This window comes from Nannocystis sp. (assembly GCF_016714285.1).
Taxonomy (GTDB): domain Bacteria; phylum Myxococcota_A; class Polyangia; order Nannocystales; family Nannocystaceae; genus Nannocystis.
Window position 1 is genome coordinate 94,771 of the sequence record NZ_JADJNN010000038.1, and the last position, 15,797, is coordinate 110,567.

Sequence of the window (15,797 nt, forward strand, 5' to 3'; positions counted from 1 at the left end):
GAGCGTGTGGTCGGTGTCCGATCGCCGCCTGGACACGTTATCTTCGCCCACCGCGATGACCGCCGACCTCAGCCACCCGGACGCTCCCCTCAACACCAACAGCCGCCTCGCCGCCGAGCAGATCTGGGCGATGCCGGTGCAGGAGCGCCTGGTCAAGCTCAACTGGCTCGGCAACATGTGGCGCTCTGACAGCGGCACCCCCTTCCTGGCGGCGGACTTCATCGGCCGGCTCGGTCGCAGCGTGTCGCTGGTCGACGTGCGCGACGCAGACGAGCTGACCGGGCCTCTGGGCCACATCCCGGGCAGCCACTGGCTGCCGCTGGCGCGCATCGCCGATCTCCCGGAGCAGCTGCCGGCGACGACGCCGGTGATCGTGCTGTCACGCAACGGCGGGCCGCGGGCCGCCGAGGCCGCGCGTCTGCTCGAGTGCGCCGGCATGCGCTTCGTCGCGGTGATGGACGGTGGGCTGCTGGCGTGGAAGAAGCTGGGCTTTGCGACCGTGCGCGACGAGGCGGTGCTGACCCGCGAGGTCGCGGCGCCGCGGGTACATGTCCCTTCGGACAGCCGAACCGGTCCGCCGGGGCCGCTGACGCGGGCGCAGATCGAGGCGCACATCGGCGACCCCCACAGCGTGCGCTGGGTGAAGATGGCGGCGCTGCTGTTGCACGGCAAGTCGTCGTGCGTCGACGGCCGCGATGACCACGGCGTGATCGGCACGCCGGGCGGCGACGCGGGCGAGTTCCTGCTGGCGCTGACCTCGATCGAGCGGGCGACCGGCAAGCAGTTCCCGGCCGAGTGCATGGAGGACGTGCTGCGCGGGTGCCTCGACACCTTCGGCCACTTCTATATCCATTCGGACGTCCAGGCCGGCAACGCGCTGATCAAGTCGATGCGGACCGACGAGCGCCTGGTGCCGCACCTGCCGGCGATCACCAGCACGCCGCAGGACTGGCGGCGCTTCATGAACGCCCCGCCGCCCGAGCTGTGGGACCCGGTCATCGACCACATGTTGATCCCCGGGCACCTCGGCTGCGGGCACCTGCGGCTGATGCTGCAGCACCCGGAGCGCTACCTCGTGCGGCGCCCGCTGGTCGAGGCGTTCATCCGCACCTACCTGCGCATGCGCTGGGGCGGCGCGCATGAGCTCGAGTTCGTGGTCCTCGGCGGCGGTCATCAGGAGGGCGCGGTGGTCAACATCCGCCTCGAGCAGGGGGTGTGGCCGTTCACCCGCGTGCCGTTGATCTCCCCGGCCTGCGGCGAGACGCAGATGTTCGTCAACCACCCGCAGGTCTCCGACTTCAACCGCGAGCAGGTCGCCCGCTTCTTCACCCTGCACCCGGACTTCTCGTCGATCGACGCCGACCACTTCGGCGTGCTGTTCAAGGACATGCGCCGGGTCGCAGCGATCCAGCTCGCCGCGACCCTCGGCGTGCTGGCCAAGGGGCTGCCGATCTTCGACGTGGTGTTCCTCAACGAGCGCGAGTTTCGCGTCAGCGAGGCCGGCGTGGTCGAGGGCTAGCGAGCTTCAGGTCGGCGCGGGCGAGGTCACAGGTGGCGCGGGCCGAGCGCGCGGTGCTCGTCGCTGCCCCAGCAGGTCACGTTGCCGCTGCGCTGCAGGGCGCAGCTGTGGGCTGTCCCGAGGGCCAGGTCGGTGACGTCGAGGATGCGCGGCACGGGCGTGGGTCGCGGGTGCGCGGAGGTGGTGCCGTCGCCGAGCTGGCCGGCCTTGTTGGCGCCCCAGCACGAGACCTTGCCGTCGCTGGCGCGGGCGCAGCTGTGGTCGTGGCCGAGGGCGAGCTCGGCGAGCTCGCCGAGGCCCTGGACGGCGACGGGGGTGCGCTGGGCGAAGCTGCCGGTGGTGCCGTCGCCGAGCTGGCCCTGACTGTTGGCGCCCCAGCAGACGACCGCGCCGCCGCGTCGACGGGCGCAGCTGTGGTTGCCGCCGGAGACGAGGTCGACGGCGTCGCCCAGGCCCTTGACGGCGACCGGCTTGATCTTGCTGCCGCTGACACCATCGCCGAGCTGGCCCTCGGTGTTGCGGCCCCAGCAGAGCACCGCGCCGGTCTGCCTGCGGGCGCACACATGGTTACTGCCGCTGGCGATCTGGACCACCTGCGTGAGCCCGGTGATCGCCAGCGGCGAGGCGCTGCGCTCGCTCACCGCGCTCAGCTGACCGTCGCCCGCGAGGCCCCAGCAGCTGACCGCTCCGCCGCGCCGCAGCGCGCACACGTGGCCGTCGCCGGCGGACAGCTGGGTCGCGTCGGCGACGCCCGACACGGCGACGGGGACCAGGCTGCGCGCGCCCGGCTTTGCGCCCTTGCCGTCGCCGAGCTGGCCGTCCTCGTTGTTGCCCCAGCACATCACCTGTCCGCTGTGCTTGCGGGCGCACGAGAACTGCAGGCCGAGCGCCAGCTCCGAGATGTCCGAAAGGCCAGCCACGGTGACGGCGCGCGGTTGGTCGACGCGGTCGCCGTCGCCGAGCTGACCGTCGCTGTTCTTCCCCCAGCAGGCGACCGCGCCCGACTTGCGCAGCCCGCAGGTGTGGCTGCCACGCGTGGCGATCGCGGTCAGCGGGTCGACCGGGGCGGCGGGCTTCGCGGGCGCGGGCGCGGGCGCGGGTGTCGGCGCGGGGGACGGCGCGACCGGCGGCGGCGGGCGAGGAGGTGGCTTGTAGCTGTCGTCACAGGCCACCAGCAGGGTGAGGCCTAGCAAGGAGATCCACCGCCCGGTGCGCATCGCGGGGCAGCTTACCCGATCGTCGCAGCAGGGGTTTGCCAGTTTGGCGCGGCCCAGCGACGCCGCGCTGACAGCCTGCCGCGAGGCGCTGTCAGATCGCGGGCCAGCGCCGCGTAGGCTGTTGACGTGGCCCTGGCCTGGGCCTTGCACAAGGACCGCACATGTCAAACGGCACAGAGAACGCGAAGGACGATGGCGAGCACACGGTGGTGGTCGTCGGTGGTCACGGCGGGATGTCGAGCCGCTACCGGGATGTCGCCAAGAAGCTCGGCTGGTCGGTCAAGCACTACGAGCAGCGGATCCCCCCGGGCTTGCGCCACAGCATCGGCAAGATCGGTCTCGTGGTGGTGATGGTCGGCATGGTCTCGCACGCGCTGCGCGACCAGGTGAAGGAGCTCGTGGCCGACGAGTCGCGGGTCAAGTATGTGCGCACCGCCAGCGTGTCGGCCCTGCGCGCGGCGATCGAGGAGCGCAACGGTTAGTCGCGCTCGCGGGTGTCGCTGTCGTGGCGGTGAAAGTGTTGGTGGCGTGATCAGCCGATCGGCTGGCAGTCCATGACCTCGATCGTGTCGGTGTTGTTGTTCTCGAAGCACTCGAGCGCGACCTGACCGCCCTGGCCGTCGTCGTCGACGACCACTGTGATGATGCCGTCGACGCCCTCGTCGAGCTCGCAGGAGACCTCGCGGCACTCCGAGACCGGCACGGGCTCCGAGGTGTAGGCGACGCAGAGGACCTTGCCGTCCTTCGGATCGCCGAGATAGAAGGTCGCCGGCAGGTTGGCGCCGACGGCCTTCTTGCCGCGGTTACACACGGTGCTCTTGAGCACGACCTTGGTCTGGCCGGCGACGCAGGTCTGGTCGTCGAGGGCGCCGGTGATGTCCGGCAGGGCGGTCCCGGGGGTGTCGCCCTGGCGGTTCTGGCGGTAGTTGTTGAGCTCGGGTTGCTTGAAGTTCGCGGCCCACTCGGAGGTCTTGGGGACGCCGCCGTCGTCGTCGATGTTCGTGATCGAGTAGGCGTGTTGGTTCCACATGGGGCGCGAGGAGGCCCAGCGGTCGAGCGCGTCGCGGAGGACGCGGAGGCCGGTGAGGCCGACGCCGGGCGGGTGGAGGGCGCGGCAGACCTTGCCGACGCCGGGGGTGTCGACGAGCGGGTCGGTGCAGGTGTTGCCGGGGAAGCACTGGCTGTCGTCCTCGCAGCGGCAGAAGCCGCTGTCGCAGACGTTGGGCGCCTCGCACTGGCTGCCGTCCTCGCAGCGGCTGCCGCGGTGGATCGGGTCGATCGCGGGGCAGACCACGCCGCAGTTGTTGTTCGAGCCGACCAGGATCTCGGTGTTCTGGTCGTTGTCGGGGTCGCCGACGACGGGGTTCTCGTACCAGGTGCAGGAGGTGCGGAAGGCCGAGTAGAGCACCTCGCCGGTGCTGCCCTGGTACACGCGCAGGAAGCACTCGTCGGCGTAGATCGCCTCGGCCTCGCCGTCGCCCTCGAAGTCGAAGATCGAGGAGCCGGTGTTGGCCGAGGAGGCGTCCTGCGAGGGTCGGGTCCAGCGCACGAAGGCCGAAGTGCAGCCGGGCGCCATCGGGTCCTTGCAGTCGAGATCGAAGACGGTGTACGCGGTGCCGCCGGCGGACGAGATCTCGGGGAAGCCGTCGTTGTCGAAGTCGCCGATGGTCGGCGGGCCGCCGCCTTGCTGGGCGGTGAAGATCTGCTGGCCGCTCAAAGTGTAGAGGCTGACGTCGGCGCCGTTGACGGTGACGATCTCGGCGACGCCGTCGAGGGTCTTGGCGTCGAAGCTGGCCGGGTCGACGCCGGGGGTGCCGAAGTCGGCGAAGCCGTAGTGGATCGCCACGGGCGCGCCGGTGTAGGCCATCTCCCAGGCGCCCATGCCGACGTTCCAGCGCCACACGGCGCCGGCAACCAGCTCGACCGCGCCGTCGCCGTCGAGGTCGCCCGCGACCGGGATGCGGCCGATGCCGCCGGGCTCGACGCCGGGGATGACCTGGCCGGGGTTCAGGCGCACGCCGGTGGCGCCGTCGTAGACGCCCGAGGCGGACAGGACCTCGGCGGTGCCGTCGTCGTCGAGGTCGTGCAGGGAGGGGCCGTCCCAGCGGGTCTCGCCGCTGATGCCGGTGTCGAGCGCGACCCACTTGGTGGTGTACTTGTTGGCGTTCGCGTCCCAGCCGAAGGCGATGACACCGGTGACGGCGCGGTGGGTGACGATCTCTGGCAGGCCGTCGTCGTCGAGGTCGCCGATCGCCGGGGTGCTGGCGGCGATGATGCGGTTCAGCGGGTCGTCGATGGTCTCCAGCTGGCTGCAGTCGGTGCCGTTGAGGATGCGCAGGACGCCGAAGTAGTTGGGGTCCTCGCCCCAGCCGGCCGGGCCGCCGCCGTCGGTGTAGTTGTAGGCGACGGCGATCATCTCGGCGGCGGCGCCCGAGTCGTTGGGGAGGTCGAAGATCAGCGGGGTGGTGAGGACATTGATGTGGCCGGGGTAGGGGTCGCCCATCGGCGGTGCGGTCCACTCGCACTGGACCGATGGTTCGAACAGGCCGATCGTGATGTCGCCGATGCACTCGTCGTTGGCGTCGCCCTTGGGGCCGGTGCCGAAGGGGATGCACACGCCGCCGGTCTCGCCGTCGGGGAGGCAGCCCTCGGCGCAACAGTAGGTGTCGCCGCTGCAGTCGTCGTCGCTGCTGCAGCTGCCCTCGCCTGGCACACAGGTCCCGCCGGCGCACACGAGGCCCGGCGCGCAGCCGTCGCTGCTGCTGCAGGGGTCGCCCTCGCCTCCGGCGCCGCCGGTGGTGGGTTCGACCTGCGTGGTCGCGCCGCTGGTGGTGGGCGTCGGATCGGTGGTGGTGCTGCTGGTGCTGCTGGCGTCCGGGAGGGTGACGGTGACGGGGGTGGTGGAGCTGGTGTCGGTGTCGGCGCGGCCGGCATCGCCGCAGCCGGCGGCGAGGGCGAGGCAGAGCCACGGGGCGCGGTGAGGGCGGTGCATGCGAGCACGCTACGCGCTGGCGCTTCGCAAGGTCAAGCCGGGGCGGGTCAGGATGGGCTGGCGAGCACGCGACGCGCTGTGGCGTCGAGCCCGTGCGGGTCATGGCTGGTCGTTGTGACATGTCCTTGGGGACATGTGCACGATCAGCGCGGGGTCGCGGGTGGCGGCTGGAGCTCGTGGGTGAGGGCGTCGCGCTCGCGTTCGATGACGCGGTGGAGCTCGTGACCGGCGCCGAGGGCGTCGCGGGCGGCGTCGGCGAGGGCAGAGAGGAGCTCGAGCGCCTGCGTGGGGCGTCGGTCGCGGCGCAGGGCGCGGGCCAGCTCGAGCTGGCTGCTGAGGGCCTCGACGCGGGCGTCGGCGGCCGGTTGGGCGCAGCCGGCAGAGCCCTGGGCGCAGGCGTGGGCGGGCGTGGTGGACGGGGAGGACGGGGCTGGTGCGGCGTCGCTGCTCGGGCGGGCCAGCCACACGGAGAGGGCGAGCAGGCTGGCGAGCGCGGAGAGACCTGTCCCGAGGGCCAGGTAGTGGCGAGCGCCGCGGGGGACGGGGTCGCGGACGAGCTCGCGGAGCATCGCGTCCATGTCGGGGAAGCGGCGCTCGGGCGCGGCTGCCAGCCCGCGGTCGACGGCGCGGCGCAGGTGCGGCGGGACGGCGCGCGCGGCCGGGAGCTCGCGGGCGGCGCGGAGCACCTGCGGGCTCAGGGTCTGCCAGGTGCGGCCGGGGAACGGGCGACGGCCGTGCAGCGCCTCGAACAGGGCGACGCAGAAGCTGTACTGGTCGGAGCGGGCGTCGGCGGGGCGGCCGAGGTGGAGCTCCGGGGCCATGTAGGCCGGGGTGCCGCCCTGGGCCGGGTCGGAGGGCTGGGTGGTCTCGACTTGCTCGTCCTCGTCGGCGGTGTGGGCGGGCAGGCCGCTCCGGCCTCGCCGGTGGCGGCGGCGAGGCCGAAGTCGACGACGCGGGCGCGGCCGTCCTCGTCGATGATCACGTTCTCGGGCTTGAAGTCGCGGTGGACGATGCCCTCGCGGTGGGCGGCGGCGAGGCCCTGTCCGGCGGCGAGGAACACCGCGCGGATCTCTGGCCAGGTGCGAAGCTGTCCCGAGAGCCAGGTCCGCAGCGAGGCCCCGCGGATGAACTCCATGGCGATGAACAGGTTGCCGTCGACCTCGCCGACGTCGAACACGCGGGCGACGTTGGGGTGGGACAGGCGCGCCATCGTGGTCGCCTCGCGGCGCAGGCGGGCGACCGCGGCGTGGTCCTCGGTGCGGGTCAGGATCTTGAGCGCGACGCGGCGGTCGAGCTCGGGGTCGTGGGCCGCGTGCACCTCCCCGAAGCCGCCGCGGCCGACCAGGCCGAGCACGCGGTAGCGGCCGATCGTTCGCGTGCTGTCGTTCGCGTCGCGAACGGCTTCTGCGGTCGACTGCGGCGCAGACATGGGGCCATGGTACCACAGCGCGGGGGCCCGAGACCCGGACGCTGGGTCTGCCCCTGTGTCATGACCTGTCCTTTCGGACAGATCTTTGCTGCGGCGATCGCGGCCCACGGGGTGACCCGGGCCCGCGGTTCGCGGCTGTGTAATCACATGGCCTTTCGGACAGATTAAGGCTGCGCCGATCGCGGCCCCGGAGCGTAAATGGCGAGATCAGGCGCAGAGGCCGGCGCCAGCTGGCGGCCTCGGCGTGCTCCTTGACGAAGCCGGGTCCGGCGGCCGCGTAGTCGGTCTCGGCCTGGGCGGCGAGTTGCCGGGCGCGGGGCTTGTCGCGAGCGGAGCGCCAGAGGGCGCGTGAGAGGACCAGCGCCGCCTCGGCGCGCTCCTCGGGCTTGCCCGCGGCGCGCAGGACGAGGGCGCGGGTCGCCGGTGCGATGGCCGCGGCGGGGTTGTCGGCGGCGAGCTCGAGGGTCGCGAGGTCGACCTGTGGGAACGCGATGAGGATGTGGTCCGGGCCGAGCGCGCGCTCGAGGATCGCCTGGGCCCGGGCGTGCAGTGGGCGGGCCTCGGCGAGTCGTCCCTGGGCGACGAGGGCGTGGCCGAGGCCGCCGAGGGCCGAGGCGAGGTTCGGGTGGTCGGGGCCGAGGACCGCCTCGAAGATCTCGGCGGCGCGGCGGAAGCTGGCCTCGGCGCGCACGGGGTCGCCGGTGCGGGCGTACAGCTCGCCGAGGTTGGTGAGCGAGATGCCGACGCCGGGGTGGCGCTCGCCGAAGCTGGCCTCGCGGATGGCGATCGATCGCGCGTGGGCTCGCTCGGCGTCGGCGCTGCGGCCGAGCTTCTCGGCGACCGTGGCGAGGTTGTTGAGCGGCGGCGCGAGGTCGGGGTGGACGAGGCCGAGGTTCTGTTCGAACAGCGCGAGGGCCCGCTGGTAGTGCTGGTCGGCGCGCGGGTAGTCGCCGCGGTCGAAGAAGTTGGTGCCGACGTTGAGCTCGGCGCGGGCGACCCGGACGTCGTCGCCGCCGTGGAGCTGCGCGAGCATGGCGAGGGTCTGCGCGGCCAGCTCGCCGGCGCGTTCGAGCTCGCCCTTGGCGCGGAGCAGGGCGCTCTCGGCGGCCAGGAGGGCGACACGGGGTTGCCCGGTGAGGCCGACGCGCTCGACGATCGCCCGGGCGTGGCGCAGCCAGGCCAGGCCGTCGTCGGCGCGGGCCAGGCGGACGCCGAGGACGGTGGCCAGCGACGTCGCGATCTCGGCGCGCAGCGGGTCGCGGCCGGCCTGCTCGGCGAGGAAGAACGCGTCGCCGAGGGTCGCCGCGGCGCCCTTGAAGTCGCCCGCGGCCTCGTCGCACATGCCGGCCCGGTGCAGCGCCTCGGCGGTGAGGCCGAGCTCGCCGTGGGCCCGCGCGGCCTCGGCGATCCGGCGCGCCTCGGCGCTGGCCTCGGCGTAGCGGCCCGCGGCGAGCTGGGCGTTGGCGCGGGCGAGGCTCTGGCGCAGCGCCTCGGTCTCGCCGCGCGACGCCGGGTCGGCGAGCGTGTCGGTGTCGGCGTCAGCGCAGGCGGCTGGGCGCGGGAGGGTGGCGCTGGCCTGCACGGCCCGCTCGGCGACCCTGGCGTCGGCGGTGGCGAGGGTGCGGGTGAGGCCGTCGAGCTCGGCGCGCTGGCGCTGCAGACAGGCCATGCGCCGCTCGAAGGCCGCGGGCGCGAGGGTGCCGTGGACCTGCGCCGAGAGACATGTCTCGACGGACATGTCCTTCCAGGCCTGTGCGGCGGCGTCGAGGCGGGCGCGGGCGCGGGCCCAGGTGTCGGCGGCGTAGGGCAGGCCGGTGGCGAGCAGGGCCTGCTCGGCGGCGGCGCGGCGGGGCTCGTCCCAGACCTCGCCGAGCGCGTCGCCGGCGGCCTCGCAGGTGGCGCGGCGTTCGGCGAGGGCGACGGCGTGCTGGTCCTCTTGCAGCTGGCGCGAGGCGTAGCCGGCCGCGAGGGCGGCGAGGATCGCGAGCAGCAGGCCGGCGACGAGCAGGCGGCGGCGCAGGGTCACGCGCGGGTCGTGGGCGAGGGCGGCGAGCAGCGCCGGCATGTCGGGGTGGCGGCGGTCGGGGTCGCTGGCGAGGCCGCGGACCAGCACGCGACGCAGCCACGGCGGCACGGGCGAGCGCGGCGGCGGGGTGTGCATGCGGCCGGCGACCAGGTTCATGCGCAGCTCGCCGAGGGTCGCGCCGGGGAAGGGTCGCTCGCCGTAGAGCGCCTCGTAGAGCGCGGCGCAGAAGCTGAACTGGTCGGCGCGGGCGTCGGCGGTGCCGCCGAGGTGCTGCTCGGGGGCCATGTACGCGGGGGTGCCGACCAGGCGGCCGCCGGTGCGGTGCATGGTGGACAGGGTCCCGGGCGACAGCTCCTGCAGGCCGACGGCGAGGCGCATGTTGACCGAGGCCGAGGTGTCGGGGCCGGCGTTGCGGATGTTGCTGTCGCGCAAGGCGATCTCGTCACGGTGCTCGGCGAGGCCGAAGTCGACGACGCGGGCGCGGCCCTCGCGGTCGACGACGGTGTTGTCGGGCTTGAAGTCGCGGTGGACGATGCCGGCCTTGTGGGCGGCGGCGAGGCCGGCCCCGGCCTGCATGAACACCGCGAGGATCTCCCGCCAGGGCCGCGGGGTCCGCAGCCAGGTGCGCAGCGACTCGCCGCGGACGTACTCCATCGCCAGGAACACCTGGTCGTCGACCGTACCCACCTCGTACACGCCGACGACGTTCGGGTGCGACAGGCGGGCCATGGTCTGGGCCTCGTGCAGCAGGCGCTCGCGGGCCAGCGCGAGGTGCTCCGGATCGCCGCCGAGGTGGACCAGCTTGAGCGCGACCTTGCGGTCGAGCTCGGGGTCGTAGGCGGTGTAGACCACGCCCATGCCGCCGCGGCCGAGGGTCGAGAGCACCGTGAAGCGGCCGATCTGCGGCGGCAGCTCGGACGGTGGGACGCGGGCCTCCGACACGCGGCGATGCTACGTCTTTCGTCCGCGCGTCGGCGCGCGGCGGGGGCGAGACTTTGGCGGCGGCGCGGGCTATGGTCCGCGCGTGCGCCGGGCCGAGACCGCCAGCAAGCTCCTGCTGCTCGGCTCGCTCTATCTCGCGCAGGGGCTCCCGGACGGGTTCTTTCGTCAGGCCCTGCCGGTGATGCTGCGGGCCCAGGGCGTGTCGCTCGAGCACATCGGGCTCGCGTCGCTGCTGGCGCTGCCGTGGGGGCTCAAGTTCCTGTGGGCGCCGGTGGTCGACGCGATCGGCTCGCCCCGCTTCGGTCGCCGGCGCAGCTGGATCGTGCCGTTGCAGCTCACCGCGGTCGCGGTGTTCCTGCTGCTCTCGCAGGCCGAGCCGCAGCGCGGGCTCACGCCGCTGCTGGTCGGCGTCCTGCTGATCACCGCGTTGGCGGCGACCCAGGACATCGCCACCGACGGCCTCGCGGTCGCGCTGCTGCGGCCGGAGGAGCGCGGGCTCGGCAACGGCGTGCAGGTCGCGGGCTACCGCCTCGGCATGATCGTCAGCGGCGGCGTGCTCATCATCTTCCACGAGCAGATCGGCTGGGCCAACACCTTCTACGCGCTCGCGGCCGCCGGCGCGCTCAGCCTCGTGCCGGTGCTGTGCACCCGCGAGCCCGCCGCGCCGCCGCAGGCGCCCGCGAGCCTGCGCGTGTTTCGCGAGCTGCTGCGCCAGCCGGGCATGACCTCGTGGTTGCTGGTGATCGCCACCTACAAGTTCGGCGAGGCCTTCGGCGTGGCGATGCTCCGGCCCATGCTGATCGATCGCGGCCTCGAGCTCGCCGACCTCGGGTGGATCACCGGCACCGCCGGCTTCATCGCCAGCCTCGTCGGGGCGCTGCTCGGCGGGGCGCTGGTCAGCGCGTTCGGCCGCCATCGCATGCTGCTGGTCTGCGGCGTCGTGCAGGCGCTCGCGGTGGTCAGTTACGCCTCGCTCGCGCTGGGTCCCCTCGATCTCGGCCGCGTCTACCTGGTCTGCAGCTTCGAGCACTTCAGCAGCGGCCTCGCGACCGTGCCGCTGTTCACGATGATGATGGACGCGACCCGCCCGCACGCGGCCGGCACCGACTACACCGCGCAGGCCTGCGTGGTCGTGCTGGCCACGATCGTGGCGAGCACGCCGAGCGGCTACTCGGCGCACGCGCTCGGCTACCCCGGTCACTTCGCGCTGGCGGCGGGGCTGTGTCTGCTCGGCATGGTGCCGGCGCTGACCCACCGCGCCCGCGTCCGCCGCGGCGCGACCCAGATCGCCAGCCTGTCCTGAGGGCCAGCCTGTAGCGAGGGCGGCCTGTCCTGAGGGTCAGCCTGTAGCGAGGACGTCCTGTCCTGAGGGGCAGCCTGTCCTGAGGGGCAGCCTGTCCTGAGGGCCAGGTGGCGCTCAGCCGCGGTTGATCAGGAAGCTCGCCGTGTCGGCGAAGAAGGCGCGCAGGGTCGCGGCGCTATCGGGCTCGAGCGCCGCCTCGGCGAGCGCCGCGTCCATCAGCGCGACCCAGCGATCGCGGGCCGACGCGTCGATGGGGAAGGGCGCGTGGCGCATGCGCAGGCGCGGGTGGCCACGCCGGGCGATGTAGCGCTGGGGCCCGCCGAAGCGGCCGACCAGGAAGTCGCACAGGCGCTGCTCGGCGCCCGCGAGATCGTGCCGCGGATACATCGGTCCGAGCAGGTCGTCGCTCGGGATGCGGCGGTAGAAGGCGGCGACGAGGCGGGCGAAGCCTGCCTCACCGATGCGGCCGTAGACCTCGTCCTCGGGGACCATGGCGGCGAGGATGCCCCACTTCTGCGGCACTTCTGCGGCCCGGGATCACGGTCTGCGCGGAAACAAACGACGTTCCTGCCCGATTTGCCCGGTGCCTGGCCGGATGACCGCGGGCGACGATCGGCCGAGCGAGCGACACGCGGGCAAGCGATCGGCGGCGGGCCGGTCGACAGCTCGACGAAGTCCTGCTCGCCGCCGGATTCGCGGCCCGCGGGCGTGGCGTGGCGTGGTAGCCTGTGCCCTCGCCCCAGCAGGCGGGGACGCATCCGACGATGGGCACCCAGCAAGGACTGTCGCAAACAGCCGAGGAGCACACCCTCGAGGCAGGCACCTTGCTGGCGGTGCACTTCCGGGTGCTCGAGTGCGTCGGCCCGTGCAGCTTCGGCACGCTGTACGTCGGCGAGCACATAGCGATGGGCAGCCGCGTGGCGGTCCGGGTCCTGAGCTCGCAGTGGCGGACCTGGGTGCGCAGCGAGGACGATGTCGACCGCTTCCGCCGGGCCGTCCGCGACCCGAGCCAGACCTGTCACCCCAACATCGCCCAGGTGTTCGACGCCGGCCGCCTGCCCGACGGTCGGCTGTTCATGATCACGGAGTTCCTGGTCGGCCACAACCTCTACGAGGAGATCCAGCAGAACCAGTACCTGCCGGTCGTCCGCGCCTGCAGGATCCTCCGCGACGTCGGCCGCGCCGTGCGGGCCGCACATGAGATGGGCCTGGTCCACCGCGACCTCAAGTCCGACAACGTCATGCTCATCCCGCTGCCCGGCGGCGACGGCGAGGCCGTGCAGGTGCTCGACTTCGGGATCGCCGCGTGGGCCGAGGTCGAGGCCCGCAAGACCTCCCCCGGCGTGTTCGTCGCGACCCCCGAGTACATGGCGCCCGAGCAGGTCCAGGGCAAGCCCGCCACCCCGCTCTTCGACATCTATGCGCTCGGCGTGATGCTGTTCGAGGCGCTGGTCGGCGAGCCGCCCTTCGGCGGCAGCAACGGCGCCTTCATCCTCAAGTCCAAGGTCAGTCGCCCGGCGCCCTCGCTGGCGCAGAAGCTGCCCGGGATGCCGCGGCGCCTGGTCGAGCTGGCCGACGACTGCCTGCAGATGGACCCGAACCTGCGCCCGCAGTCGGCCCGCGAGTTCCTGGTGCGCATCGACGAGGTGCTGCGCACGCTCCAGCGCCTGTCCGGCCCCGCACCGACCTGACTCGCATGCGCGCGGCGGTCCTGCTCTGTCTGACCCTTGCGGCATGTCCTTCAGGACAGGTCACGTCGAGCGGTGAGTCCGGCGGGCAGACCCAGGCTGGGAGCACGCAGGACCCGTCCGCCACGCAGGAGTCCGGCGCGGCGACCACGGCGGCGCCAACCGGCGCGCCGGGCAACCTGCCGCCGCTGGCCCGGATGGGCGACGACCTCACGACCGACCAGGCGGCGCCGCTGCGGGTCCAGTTCGTCAGCATCTCGAGCGACCCCGACGGCAGCATCGTCAAGACGCAGTGGGACTTCGGCGACGGCGCGCAGGCCGAGGGTGAGAAGGTCGAGCACGTGTTCGAGGACGAGGGCAGCTTCAAGGTCACGCTCACCGTGACCGATGACGACGGCGCCAGCGACCAGATCTCGACCTCGATCAAGCCCGGCGGCTGCCCGACCTTCGAGCCGCCGGTGTGGCAGGGCGACCTCACGGCGAGCGAGCTGAGCGAGGCCTCGGGCCTGGCGCCGAGCCGCCGCTCACCCGGCGTCGTGTGGACGCACAACGACTCGGGCGCGCCGGTGCTGTTCACCAGCGACCTCAAGGGCGAGCCGCTCGGCGTCTACACCTTGCAGGGCGCCGACCTGCGGGACTGGGAGGACATGGCCCTCGGGCCAGGTCCGAAGCAGGGCCAGGACTACCTGTACGTCGGCGACATCGGCGACAACAACGAGGCCTACGCGTCGGTCACGGTGTACCGCGCCCCGGAGCCGCCGGTCGATCCGCGGGCCACCGGCGTGAAGGCCAGCATCGGCCCCGTCGAGGCCTTCGAGTTCACTTACCCCGGTGGCGTCGCCCACAACGCGGAGACGCTGATCGTCGACCCGGTGCAGGGCGACCTGTACATCGTCAGCAAGGCGGCGGGCGGCCACTCGCTGGTGTTCCGCGCCGCGGCGCCGCTGCAGTCTGGCGGCCTCGAGGAGGTCACGGCGCTCGACTTCGGCCCCGGGGGTCTGACCACCGGCGGCTCGGCGTCGGCGGCGGGCGACTGGGTGGTGGTGCGCACCTACTTCGCCGCGCGCATGTGGCACCGCCCGAAGGGCACGCCGCTGTGGCACGCCTTCGCGGGCACGGCCTGCGATGTCCCGGTGGCGATGGAGCTGCAAGGCGAGGCGATCGGCTTCGCCGCCGCGGGCCTCGACTACTTCACGACCTCCGAGGGCGCGTCGCCGCCGCTCTATCTCTACGTCCGCGGCTGAGCACGAGCGCGCGCCGCGGGGCTGCGCTGCACGGGCCCGTGCGCGCTGCTGGACGCGGAACTCCGGCAACATGTGCGACCAGGAGCTCTGTCATGTCGCAGCGAGTCCTTCGCATGATCCTCGTCGGTTCGGCGCTCGCGGCCTGCGACGCGCCGGCGGCCAAGCCGACGCCGCTGCCGACGAAGGCGGCCGTGCCGGTCGTGGTGCAGCCGACACCGCCGCCGCAGCCCGTGAAGGATGAGCCCGAGGCGACGCCGGAGGAGCCGCCGCCGCCGGTCACCCCCGCGGTCGCGGCCGCGGTCGCCACGAGCCTGAACCAGCTGAGCCTCGACCTCCACCGCGTCGTCGCTCGCCGACCCGGCAACGTGTTCACCTCGGGCATGAGCGTGTCGCTGGCCCTGGCGATGCTCCACGCCGGCAGCGGCGGCGCGACCCGCAAGCAGCTGGCGAAGGGCCTGCACCTCGGCAAGCTGGCCGAGGCCGACCTGCAGGCCGGCCTCGCCAACCTCCGCGCCGGCTTCGCCAAGGCGAAGGGCGGCGTGACGCTGGTGGTCGCCAACCGCCTGTTCGGCGAGCAGAGCCTCGCGTTCAAGCCGGCCTACCTCGAGCTCGGGCGCAAGGTCTTCGGCGCGCCGCTCGAGGCGCTGGACTTCATCAACAACGCCGGCGGCGGGACGGCTCGCATCAACGGCTGGGTCGGCGAGCAGACGCGCGGCAAGATCGCCAACCTGCTGCCGTCCGGATCGCTGGACGCGAGCGCGCGCCTCGTGCTCACCAACGCGGTGTATTTCAAGGGTGACTGGCAGGAGCCCTTCGAGCGGGGCGCGACCCGCCCGCAGAGCTTCTTCGCCGCCGCCGGCAAGCGCGAGGTGCCGATGATGCGCAGCAGCCAGCGCCTCCGCCTCGCCGCGCCGAAGGGCGCCAAGCTCCGCGTGCTCGAGCTGCCCTACGCGGGCGGCGAGTATGCGCTGGTGATCGTGCTCCCGCAGGCGAAGGATGGCCTCGCCGCGATCGAGAAGCGCCTGAGCCTCGCCGACCTACAGGCGTGGATCGACGGCGCCCGCGACACCCTCGTCGACGTGCAGCTGCCCCGCTTCACGCTCGAGCAGAGCGTCGACCTGAAGTCGGTGCTCGCGGAGCTCGACCTCGGCGACCTGTTCAAGCCCAGGCGCGCCGACCTGAGCGGCATGGCGGACGCGAAGCTCTCGCTGTCCGCCGCGTTTCACCGCGGCTTCGTCGCCGTCGACGAGCAGGGCAGCGAGGCCGCCGCGGCCTCGGCGATCACGGTCAAGATCGAGTCGGCGGTGGCGCCGGTGCCGTTCGTGGTCGACCGCCCGTTCCTGTTCCTGATCCGCGACACGCGAAGCGGCCTCATCGTGTTCCTCGGCCGGCTCGCCGATCCGCCGGCCTGAGGCTCACAGTTCGTCGGTGCCGCGG

At 73.0% G+C, this 15,797-nt stretch carries 11 protein-coding genes and 1 pseudogene; 6 read left to right on the forward strand and 6 right to left on the reverse strand.

All coding sequences use genetic code 11. The features are described 5' to 3' along the window. Positions 1 to 55 precede the first annotated feature (55 nt). Positions 56 to 1,519: a rhodanese-like domain-containing protein gene (locus IPJ59_RS33945; protein WP_293246440.1), complete on the forward strand. Its 1,464-nt coding sequence runs from the start codon at positions 56 to 58 to the stop codon at positions 1,517 to 1,519. 26 nt (positions 1,520 to 1,545) lie between these two features. Here IPJ59_RS33945 and IPJ59_RS33950 read toward each other — a convergent pair whose 3' ends face one another. Continuing rightward, positions 1,546 to 2,736, reverse strand: a complete 1,191-nt coding sequence (locus IPJ59_RS33950; RefSeq protein WP_293275441.1) for an RCC1 domain-containing protein — start codon at positions 2,734 to 2,736, stop codon at positions 1,546 to 1,548. A gap of 161 nt (positions 2,737 to 2,897) precedes the next feature. Between IPJ59_RS33950 and IPJ59_RS33955 the strand changes: the two genes are divergently transcribed. Then, entirely contained in the window at positions 2,898 to 3,218 is a 321-nt protein-coding gene (locus IPJ59_RS33955; RefSeq protein ID WP_293246446.1) for a DUF2325 domain-containing protein, read from the forward strand. Between the two features lie 50 nt (positions 3,219 to 3,268). Here the strand turns inward: IPJ59_RS33955 and IPJ59_RS33960 are convergent, their stop codons facing one another. The 4 genes and pseudogenes from IPJ59_RS33960 to IPJ59_RS33975 all read right to left on the reverse strand — a co-directional run bounded on the left by IPJ59_RS33960 (position 3,269) and on the right by IPJ59_RS33975 (position 10,125). Next, positions 3,269 to 5,728, reverse strand: a complete 2,460-nt coding sequence (locus tag IPJ59_RS33960) for an FG-GAP repeat domain-containing protein (protein ID WP_293275442.1) — start codon at positions 5,726 to 5,728, stop codon at positions 3,269 to 3,271. 143 nt (positions 5,729 to 5,871) lie between these two features. Further along, on the reverse strand, positions 5,872 to 6,549 hold the full coding sequence (locus IPJ59_RS33965; RefSeq protein WP_293275443.1) for a protein kinase: 678 nt from the start codon (positions 6,547 to 6,549) through the stop codon (positions 5,872 to 5,874). Between the two features lie 107 nt (positions 6,550 to 6,656). Further along, positions 6,657 to 7,157 (reverse strand): annotated as a pseudogene (locus tag IPJ59_RS33970) (serine/threonine-protein kinase); the annotation flags it as partial. 58 nt (positions 7,158 to 7,215) lie between these two features. After that, the gene (locus IPJ59_RS33975) at positions 7,216 to 10,125 is read right to left on the reverse strand and encodes a serine/threonine-protein kinase (protein ID WP_293275444.1); all 2,910 of its coding nucleotides are present in this window, start codon (positions 10,123 to 10,125) and stop codon (positions 7,216 to 7,218) included. Positions 10,126 to 10,207: 82 nt separating this feature from the next. Here IPJ59_RS33975 and IPJ59_RS33980 point away from each other — a divergent pair, with 82 nt between their 5' ends. Continuing rightward, positions 10,208 to 11,428: an MFS transporter gene (locus IPJ59_RS33980; RefSeq protein ID WP_293275445.1), complete on the forward strand. Its 1,221-nt coding sequence runs from the start codon at positions 10,208 to 10,210 to the stop codon at positions 11,426 to 11,428. 114 nt (positions 11,429 to 11,542) lie between these two features. Here the strand turns inward: IPJ59_RS33980 and IPJ59_RS33985 are convergent, their stop codons facing one another. Further along, complete coding sequence (locus tag IPJ59_RS33985; protein ID WP_293275446.1) at positions 11,543 to 11,920, reverse strand: globin domain-containing protein; 378 nt, start codon at positions 11,918 to 11,920, stop codon at positions 11,543 to 11,545. Positions 11,921 to 12,192: 272 nt separating this feature from the next. Between IPJ59_RS33985 and IPJ59_RS33990 the strand changes: the two genes are divergently transcribed. The 3 genes from IPJ59_RS33990 to IPJ59_RS34000 all read left to right on the forward strand — a co-directional run bounded on the left by IPJ59_RS33990 (position 12,193) and on the right by IPJ59_RS34000 (position 15,772). Further along, entirely contained in the window at positions 12,193 to 13,119 is a 927-nt protein-coding gene (locus IPJ59_RS33990; RefSeq protein WP_293246460.1) for a serine/threonine-protein kinase, read from the forward strand. A gap of 5 nt (positions 13,120 to 13,124) precedes the next feature. Continuing rightward, positions 13,125 to 14,360: a PKD domain-containing protein gene (locus tag IPJ59_RS33995; RefSeq protein WP_293246463.1), complete on the forward strand. Its 1,236-nt coding sequence runs from the start codon at positions 13,125 to 13,127 to the stop codon at positions 14,358 to 14,360. Positions 14,361 to 14,452: 92 nt separating this feature from the next. Next, positions 14,453 to 15,772, forward strand: a complete 1,320-nt coding sequence (locus IPJ59_RS34000; protein WP_293246465.1) for a serpin family protein — start codon at positions 14,453 to 14,455, stop codon at positions 15,770 to 15,772. Positions 15,773 to 15,797: the final 25 nt, after the last annotated feature.

Excerpts from the sequence above, each read along its gene's own strand:
- IPJ59_RS33990 (WP_293246460.1), top strand. The coding sequence starts at position 12,193 with ATGGGCACCCAGCAAGGACTGTCGCAAACAGCCGAGGAGCACACCCTC.
- IPJ59_RS34000 (WP_293246465.1), top strand. The coding sequence starts at position 14,453 with ATGTCGCAGCGAGTCCTTCGCATGATCCTCGTCGGTTCGGCGCTCGCG.
- IPJ59_RS33995 (WP_293246463.1), top strand. The coding sequence starts at position 13,125 with ATGCGCGCGGCGGTCCTGCTCTGTCTGACCCTTGCGGCATGTCCTTCA.
- IPJ59_RS33955 (WP_293246446.1), top strand. The coding sequence starts at position 2,898 with ATGTCAAACGGCACAGAGAACGCGAAGGACGATGGCGAGCACACGGTG.
- IPJ59_RS33965 (WP_293275443.1), bottom strand. The coding sequence starts at position 6,549 with ATGGCCCCGGAGCTCCACCTCGGCCGCCCCGCCGACGCCCGCTCCGAC.
- IPJ59_RS33960 (WP_293275442.1), bottom strand. The coding sequence starts at position 5,728 with ATGCACCGCCCTCACCGCGCCCCGTGGCTCTGCCTCGCCCTCGCCGCC.
- IPJ59_RS33985 (WP_293275446.1), bottom strand. The coding sequence starts at position 11,920 with ATGGTCCCCGAGGACGAGGTCTACGGCCGCATCGGTGAGGCAGGCTTC.
- IPJ59_RS33945 (WP_293246440.1), top strand. The coding sequence starts at position 56 with ATGACCGCCGACCTCAGCCACCCGGACGCTCCCCTCAACACCAACAGC.
- IPJ59_RS33950 (WP_293275441.1), bottom strand. The coding sequence starts at position 2,736 with ATGCGCACCGGGCGGTGGATCTCCTTGCTAGGCCTCACCCTGCTGGTG.